Source organism: Streptomyces sp. NPDC005151 (assembly GCF_053599875.1).
This window is the reverse complement of sequence record NZ_JBSFYR010000001.1, coordinates 290,513-298,049: the sequence shown is the minus strand read 5'-3', so window position 1 is coordinate 298,049 and position 7,537 is coordinate 290,513. Positions and strand designations below refer to the sequence as shown.

The window sequence follows — 7,537 nt, the reverse complement described above, 5'->3', positions numbered from 1 at the left end:
CACGCCCGCGACCCGGCGGTCGTGACAAGAGGGCACACCGGGCCGCTGACGCGCGACGGCCGGTCCGGGGCCGTGCAGGGGAGTCCCCGCAGGACGACGAACAAAGACCCGGGCTCGCCCGCGTACCCGCCGAACGTTCGTCGTTCGAGGAGACACCCCGGAAGGGCCCCGCCCACCCCACCACCGGGCAGGCGACGGTGCCCCGGGACACGGCGCCGAAAAATCAAGCCTGTCCGGCGATTGAGGACAAAGACGGCGGCCACTTTCGGGCGCCGACAACACGAAGTTGTTCCGCTGGCCCCAAGGGGGCACTGCGCACAGCTGCGGGCCCACTACCCTTGAGGGGTGACTATTCGCCTGTACGACACCAGCGCCCGGCAGATCCGTGACTTCGTCCCGCTCACAGCGGGCTGCGTCTCGATCTACCTCTGTGGCGCGACCGTCCAGGCCGCCCCGCACATCGGGCACATCCGGTCCGGGCTGAATTTCGACATCATGCGCCGCTGGTTCGCCTACCGCGGCTACGACGTCACATTCATCCGGAACGTCACCGACATCGACGACAAGATCATTGGGAAATCGGCCGAGCAGGGCCGCCCCTGGTGGTCGATCGGGTACGAGAACGAGCGCGCGTTCAACGACGGCTACGACGCGCTCGGCTGCCTCCCGCCCACCTACGAACCGCGCGCCACCGGCCACATCACCGAGATGATCGAGATGATGCGCGGCCTGATCGAGCGCGGTCACGCCTACGAGGCCGACGGCAACGTCTACTTCGACGTGCGGTCGTTCCCCGGCTATCTGGAGCTCTCCAACCAGGACCTGGACGACCTGCGCCAGCCGTCCGGCGAGGGCGAGACCGGCAAGCGCGACCAGCGCGACTTCGCGATGTGGAAGGCGACCAAGCCGGGCGAGCCCAGCTGGGAGACCCCGTGGGGCCGCGGCCGCCCCGGCTGGCACCTGGAGTGCTCCGCCATGGCGCACAAGTACCTCGGCACCGCCTTCGACATCCACGGCGGCGGCATCGACCTGATCTTCCCGCACCACGAGAACGAGATCGCCCAGGCGAAGGCCTACGGCGATGAGTTCGCGAAGTACTGGGTGCACAACGGCTGGGTCACCATGTCCGGCGAGAAGATGTCGAAGTCGCTCGGCAACTCGGTGCTCGTCAGCGAGATGGTCAAGGCGTGGCGCCCCATCGTGCTGCGCTACTACCTCGGCACCCCGCACTACCGGTCGATGATCGAGTACAGCGAGGAGGCGCTGCGCGAGGCGGAGTCCGCGTTCGCGCGGATCGAGGGCTTCATCCAGCGGGTCATCGAGAAGGCGGGCGGCGAGGTCGTGGCCGCCTCCGAGGTGCCGCCCGCGTTCGCCGAGGCGATGGACGACGACCTGGGCGTCCCGCAGGCGCTCGCAATCGTCCACACCACCGTCCGGCAGGGCAACTCCGCGCTCGCCGCCGACGACAAGGAAGCGGCAGTCGCCAGGCTCGCGGAGGTCCGCGCGATGCTCGGCGTCCTCGGCCTCGACCCGCTCGACGAACACTGGGCGGGCGAGAGCGACCGCGGCGAGGATCTGCACGGGGTCGTCGACACGCTCGTACGCCTCGTCCTGGACCAGCGCCAGTCGGCCCGCGACCGCAAGGACTGGCCCGCCGCCGACGCCATCCGCGACCAGCTCAACCAGTCGGGCCTCGTCATCGAGGACAGTCCGACGGGCCCACGGTGGACGCTCGGCCCGCGCCAGTAGTCCGCCCATGTGCCGCCCGGCGATCCGGGCGGCACACTTTCATTACGTACGCACGTCTGAAGCAACGAAACAGGTAGGTCATGGCCGGGAACAGCCAGCGCAGGAACCGCCGCACGTCCAACAAGAAGGGCATGCAGGTCGGCAGCGGCGGTAACCGACGCCGTGGTCTCGAAGGCAAGGGACCGACGCCGCCCGCCTCCGCCCGCAAGGGACACAAGAAGAACCGGGTCGCCAACGCCCAGGCGAAGCAGGCCGCGGCCCGCCGGCCCGCCCCGCGGCGCGGTGGCGCCAAGGGCACGTCCGAGATGGTCGTGGGCCGCAACCCGGTCTACGAGGCGCTGCGCGACGGCGTCCCGGCGACCACTCTGTACGTCCAGCAGTACATCGACAACGACGAGCGGGTGCGCGACGCGCTCCAGCTCGCCGGCCAGCGCGGCAACATCAACCTGATGGAGGCGCCGCGCCCCGAGCTCGACCGGATGACGAACGGCCTGAACCACCAGGGCCTCGTCCTGCAGGTCCCGCCGTACGAGTACGCGCACCCGGAGGACCTCACCGCTGCCGCGTACGACAACGGCGAGGACCCGCTGATCGTCGCCCTCGACGGCGTCACCGACCCGCGCAACCTCGGTGCGATCGTCCGCTCCGTCTCCGCGTTCGGCGGCCACGGTGTCGTCGTGCCGGAGCGCCGTGCGGCCGGGATGACGGCGGGCGCCTGGAAGTCCTCGGCGGGCACGGCGGCCCGTACGCCGGTTTCCCGGGTGACGAACCTGACCCGCGCCCTGGAGGGCTACCAGAAGGCCGGCATCACGGTCGTCGGCCTCGCCGCCGACGGCGAGCACACCGTCCAGGACCTGGAGGCGCTCGGCGGACCCGTCGTCATCGTCATCGGCAGCGAGGGCAAGGGCCTGGGCCGTCTGGTCGGCGAGACCTGCGACTACCTCGTCAGGATCCCGATGCCGGGCGGCGCGGAGTCGCTGAACGCCGGCGTCGCCGCGGGCATCGTGCTGTACGAGGCGGCCCGGCGCCGCGTCTGACCGGGGCGGCTCCCGGACGGGCCCGAGGCCGGCCGTCCGGGAGCCCGCACTGCCGGACGGCGGCGCAGGGCTCGGACCTCGGCAGACGCGGCGGCACCGACCGCCGCGCGCACCCCGGCCACCGCACCGCCCGGGCCTGTTGACGGGTCTCGGACACATCGGGGTCGTCAAGGCAGTGTCCTAATCACACATCACTCGGTTAGATGAGTGTGGACACCAGAACGCCTCGGTTCGACGAACTACCCGCCCTGAGCATGGCCAAGGTGGACTGCGACCCAGCGCAGGTCATCGTCAACCACGCCAGCTTCCGGGTGCAGCTCGCCCCCGGCCAGCGCGCACGGGTGCGCGGTGCCGCCCCCGCGGGGTCCGCCAGGGTCCCCGCCATGAGCGGCAGCGGGGCGGGACGCGGCAGGCGCTCGCCCGTCGTGTGGAGCGGCAAGTCCGCCCCCGGCGCCACCGGACTCCTCCAGGCCGTACGGAACTCCACCGCAGTCGGCCTCGACGGCGGGTACAGCCCGTACGGCGACGAGTTCGACGGCGGCTCGGGCGCCACCCAGGTCATCCCGCGCCTGGACGAAACCCAGCCCACCCCCATCATCCCCGCCCCCCACCGGTCCGGCGGCCGCCACGGCAAAGGCCCGCTGCTGCCCCCGATGCGACAGGTGGTCGGCGCATACGACGCCATCGACACCGGTCCGTACGACCATGAGCCGTACGAGGACGACGAGTTCGACGAGACCGCCGGGAGCAGGTCGCAACGGCACAGCGCCGACACCGTCCGGCACGCGTACTACCCCGGACGCCGGATGAACCTCGGGGTCGTACTCCTGCCGATGCGGGTGTTCCTCGGCTTCATCTCCATCTACGCGGGCATGGGCAAGCTCTGCGACCCCGTCTACTTCGACGGCGGCGAGCGCGGCTCCATGGTCAAGTGGCTGACCTCGCTGCACCCTTGGGGACTCGCCGAACCGCTGCGGGACTTCGCACTCTCACACCCGGTCGGGGCCGGACTCACCGTCGCCTTCCTCCAGGTCGTCGTCGGCGTCCTCACCGTCCTCGGCCTCTGGCAGCGGGTCGCCGCCTCGGTCGGCGCCCTGCTCTCCGCCGCGCTGCTGGTCACCGTCAGCTGGCGGACCGTCGCCGTCTACGACACGCCGGACATCATCTACCTCGCCGCGTGGAGCCCGCTCGTCATCGCGGGCGCCCCCGTCTACTCCGCCGACGGGCGCCTGGCCGGCGAGGCATGGCGCAGGCTCGGCCCGCGCTCCGCGATCTGGGACCTGCGCCGCCGGGTGCTGCGCCGCGGCGCCGTCGTCGCCACCGTCGTCGTCGGGCTCACCCTGCTCATCGGTTCGATGCTCGGCGGCGCCGTCCGCTCCTCCGAGGTCGTCACCGTGCCCGGACCGAACGACAACCCGACCAACCAGCTCCCCGGCTCCCCGCTCCCGCAGGAGTCGGACAAGGGCAGGGCCTCGCGCAGCCCCGCCGGACAGAAGCCCTCCCCGCCGCGCTCCAGCGCCGTTGCCACGCCCTCCGCACAGGCGTCCACGCCCGGCACGGACAGCGTCCGCGAGTCCGGCCGGGCCGCCGGCGTCGGCGCCGGACAGCCCAGCGAGACACAGGGCACCGGGCAGCAGCCCCCGCAGCAGACGACCCCGCAGCAGCCCCCGACGACCAGCGCCGGACCGAGCTCCTCCGGCTCCACCGGCACGGGCGGCGGCTCCACCAGCGGTGGTTCGACCGACGGCGGCTCCACGGGCTCGACGTCCGGCGGCACGTCGGGCGGCGGCCGCAACCCGATCGGCGGCCTGCTCGGCTGAGAGCCTGTCGGGTGACCTCTGATCGGGCGGCCACGCCCTGGCACGCACGCTTCCCGCGTTGCCGAAATGCCCTAGGAGCTCCTTCCCCAAGCTCTCAGCTTCGTTCGAGCAGGGGAGACCCCGTCCGAGGGCCTTCCGGCGCCTTGGAATCGCACGCACCAGACCGCGTCCGCTTTCCGATCGAAGGTCACCCGACAGGCTCTGAGCCGCACACCACGCGGGAGGGGCGGTCACCGGAACCCCGGTGACCGCCCCTCTGCCGTGCCCGCCACGCCGCCCCGCGGCGCTACCGGCCGTCCAGCTCCTTCGCCGCCTCGGCCAGGTCCTTCGCCGTGTCGATGGCCCGCCAGTACGCGCCGTGCGGCAGCGGGTATCCGGCCAGCCGCCGCTCGCGGGCCAGCCGGGGGAACGTCGTCCGCTCATGGTCGCCGCGTTCCGGCAGCAGCGTCGTGAACGCCGGCGAGAAGACGTACACACCCGCGTTGATCAGATACGGGGACGGCGGCGACTCGATGAAGTCGGTGATGTGCCCGAATGCGTCCGTCTCCACGGCACCCCACGGGATACGGGGACGGGCCAGAGCCAGCGTCGCGGTCGCATCGCGCTCCGCATGGAACGCGGCCATCTCACGCAGCGAGAAACGCGTCCAGATGTCGCCGTTGGTGGCATACCAGGGCTCCGACGGGTCCGGCAGCCGGGCGGCGGCGTACCTCAGGCCGCCGCCGCGGCCCAGCGGCTCCGACTCCACCACGGTGGTCACCCGGAGCGGCAGGACGGCCTCGGCGAGCCACTCCTGGAGCACCTCGGCCAGATGACCGCACGAGACGACGACATCGGTCACGCCCTCGGCGGCCAGCCAGGAAAGCTGATGGCCGATGATCGGGGTCCCGGTGCCCGGGATCTCGACCATCGGCTTGGGGCGGTCATCGGTGTACGGGCGTAGCCGCGATCCCTGGCCACCTGCCAGGATCACGGCCTGCGTCGGATACGTATGCATGCCAGGCACGATAGGCCGTGCCCGGACCGTGCCGGTCAGCTGAACTGCGCGACACCCGAGGCGAACGACGTGTCGCAGACCGGGCGGGAGAACCGGTGCGCCCGCGTCGGACCGTACTGCTCGACCGCGGCGCGGCCCAGCGCCCTGGCGATCGACATGCAGTGCCGGGCGAGCGAGGGGCGTCCCTCGACGGCGCGCTGGAGGTCCGTCAGCGCGACGCCCGGGTCCTTCTCCTGAAGCTCCACGAGAAGCCGGCCCCGCAGGACGTCCTGCGGGGCGCGCGACGTGGCGTGCTTCGATACGGTCCGAGCCGACGCGGTGAGGACCTGCGACTCGGAGTTGTGCGCTGCCCACGGCACACGGGTGACCGCGAGAGTCCCGGAGAGGACCATGACGACGGGCAGGACGAGAGCGAGAGTTCGGCCGATGCGGCGCGCGGTGTGGGTCACGCAGCGAGCGTAGCGGCCGGTGATGAATCGACGACATTGCGTCACTCTCGCGGGGGATGGTTCGAGGATGCTTTTCGAATCCCGCGTTGACGCCTGCCGGTGAAATGACCGAAGTACCAGGGTATTTGCCGAAGATGCCGGACCCTCGGGCTCAAACCCGTACACGTGCTTCGGTACGCGGACGGCCCCGCACCACGAGGGGTGCGGGGCCGTCGTACGGCATGTGTGACGTCAGTCGGTGAGACGCTCACCCGTCGAGGTCGAGAAGACGTGCAGCTCGTCCGGGCGCGGCACGACGTGCAGCGTGGTGCCCTTCTCCGGCACGGCGCGGCCGCCGACACGGACGACCAGGTCCTTGTCCGCACCGCCGACGCGCGCGGAACCGTAGACGAAGCCGTCGGCGCCGAGCTCCTCGACGACGTTGACCGAGACGGCCAGACCGGCCGGGGCGTCGGCACTGTCCTTGGAGAGCGACTTGGCGGCGGCGCCACCGTGCTCGACGATGTCGAAGTGCTCCGGGCGGATGCCGACCGTGACCGTGGTGTCGCCCTTGTCCGCGGCGGCGGTGAGCGCCTCGCGGGAGACCGGGACGACGCTGTTGCCGAACTTCACGCCACCGTCGGTGATCGGGACCTCGACCAGGTTCATGGCCGGGGAGCCGATGAAGCCGGCGACGAAGAGGTTGGCCGGGCGGTCGTACATGTTGCGCGGCGAGTCGACCTGCTGCAGCAGACCGTCCTTGAGGACCGCGACGCGGTCACCCATGGTGAGGGCCTCGACCTGGTCGTGCGTGACGTACACGGTCGTGATGCCGAGGCGGCGCTGGAGCGACGCGATCTGCGTACGGGTGGAGACACGGAGCTTGGCGTCGAGGTTCGACAGCGGCTCATCCATGAGGAAGACCTGCGGCTCACGCACGATGGCGCGACCCATCGCGACACGCTGACGCTGACCACCGGAGAGCGCCTTCGGCTTGCGGTCCAGGTATTCGGTGAGGTCCAGCATCTTGGCGGCCTCTTCGACCTTCGCCCGGATCTCGGCCTTGTTGATACCGGCGATCTTCAGCGCGAAGCCCATGTTGTCCGCGACGGACATGTGCGGGTAGAGCGCGTAGTTCTGGAACACCATGGCGATGTCCCGGTCCTTCGGCGGCAGGTGCGTGACATCGCGGTCACCGATGCGGATCGCGCCGCCGTTGACGTCCTCGAGACCTGCGAGCATGCGCAGGGAGGTCGACTTGCCACAACCGGAAGGACCGACGAGTACGAGGAACTCACCGTCCGCGATGTCGATCTCGAGCTGGTCCACGGCGGGCTTGGTGGAGCCGGGGTAGATGCGGGACGCCTTGTCGAACGTGACACTGGCCATGCTGAATCTTCTCCTCCACCGGCAGGAACGTGCCGGACGATCCGAGTAGGGAGTGGTCTGGTCCACTTGGGTGAACCTGCCGTGACGCTACCTGGCCATTTCGAATCTGTCAGTAGT

At 70.8% G+C, this 7,537-nt stretch carries 6 protein-coding genes; 3 read left to right on the top strand and 3 right to left on the bottom strand.

Features of this window, described 5'->3' with window-relative positions:
* Positions 1-345: 345 nt before the first annotated feature.
* From cysS to ACWD6R_RS01515, 3 genes are all read left to right on the top strand, one after another.
* Positions 346-1,749: a cysteine--tRNA ligase gene (cysS, locus tag ACWD6R_RS01525; protein ID WP_451816816.1), complete on the top strand. Its 1,404-nt coding sequence runs from the start codon at positions 346-348 to the stop codon at positions 1,747-1,749.
* Positions 1,750-1,829: 80 nt separating this feature from the next.
* Positions 1,830-2,786, top strand: coding sequence for a 23S rRNA (guanosine(2251)-2'-O)-methyltransferase RlmB (gene rlmB / locus ACWD6R_RS01520; protein WP_451816815.1), 957 nt, complete (start codon positions 1,830-1,832; stop codon positions 2,784-2,786).
* A 203-nt stretch (positions 2,787-2,989) separates the two neighbouring features.
* Positions 2,990-4,606, top strand: a complete 1,617-nt coding sequence (locus ACWD6R_RS01515) for a DoxX family membrane protein (RefSeq protein ID WP_451816814.1) — start codon at positions 2,990-2,992, stop codon at positions 4,604-4,606.
* A gap of 286 nt (positions 4,607-4,892) precedes the next feature.
* Here ACWD6R_RS01515 and ACWD6R_RS01510 read toward each other — a convergent pair whose 3' ends face one another.
* The 3 genes from ACWD6R_RS01510 to ACWD6R_RS01500 all read right to left on the bottom strand — a co-directional run bounded on the left by ACWD6R_RS01510 (position 4,893) and on the right by ACWD6R_RS01500 (position 7,420).
* Positions 4,893-5,603: a nucleotidyltransferase family protein gene (locus tag ACWD6R_RS01510; protein ID WP_451816813.1), complete on the bottom strand. Its 711-nt coding sequence runs from the start codon at positions 5,601-5,603 to the stop codon at positions 4,893-4,895.
* A gap of 35 nt (positions 5,604-5,638) precedes the next feature.
* Positions 5,639-6,052: a hypothetical protein gene (locus ACWD6R_RS01505; protein ID WP_451816812.1), complete on the bottom strand. Its 414-nt coding sequence runs from the start codon at positions 6,050-6,052 to the stop codon at positions 5,639-5,641.
* 231 nt (positions 6,053-6,283) lie between these two features.
* Positions 6,284-7,420 (bottom strand): ABC transporter ATP-binding protein, encoded by a 1,137-nt coding sequence (locus ACWD6R_RS01500; RefSeq protein ID WP_451816811.1) that lies wholly within the window; start codon positions 7,418-7,420, stop codon positions 6,284-6,286.
* Positions 7,421-7,537 lie beyond the last annotated feature (117 nt).